This window comes from Pseudomonas sp. AC463 (assembly GCF_979253585.1).
On sequence record NZ_CEEDDZ010000125.1, the window covers coordinates 1 to 445 of the forward strand.

At 66.5% G+C, this 445-nt stretch carries 1 protein-coding gene; it reads left to right on the plus strand.

Annotated features, from left to right (window positions below):
* Positions 1 to 14: 14 nt before the first annotated feature.
* Positions 15 to 445, plus strand: a 431-nt coding sequence (locus AC0IYH_RS29400) for an alcohol dehydrogenase catalytic domain-containing protein (protein WP_471837566.1), incomplete at its 3' end; no start/stop codon positions are given.

The following is a 445-nucleotide window of genomic DNA, read 5'->3' on the forward strand; positions in this document are numbered from 1 at the left end:
GGGAAAACGCGGTTATGAAGGCATTGCTGTCGCGGACGCCGGGCGGACCTGAAACTCTGGAACTGGCCGAGGCGCCCGATCCGGTGGCGGGTCCGGGGCAGGTCGTGATCGATATCCGCGCCTGCGCGATCAACTATCCCGACGTTCTCGTGATCGAGGACAAGTACCAGTTCAAACCTTCGCGTCCCTTCGCACCCGGCGGCGAAATCGCCGGTACGATCTCAGCGGTGGGCGATGCCGCTGGCGACTGGCAGGTCGGCGACCGCGCGCTGGCGATGATCGGCAATGGCGGGCTGGCGGAGAAGGCGGTCGTCGATGTCGCGCGCCTGTATCGCTTGCCCGAGGGACGGAGCTTCGCGGAGGGGTCGGCGCTGCTGCTCACCTATGCAACGACGATCCATGCCTTGCTCGACCGGGGCCGGTTGCAAGCGGGTCAGACCCTGCT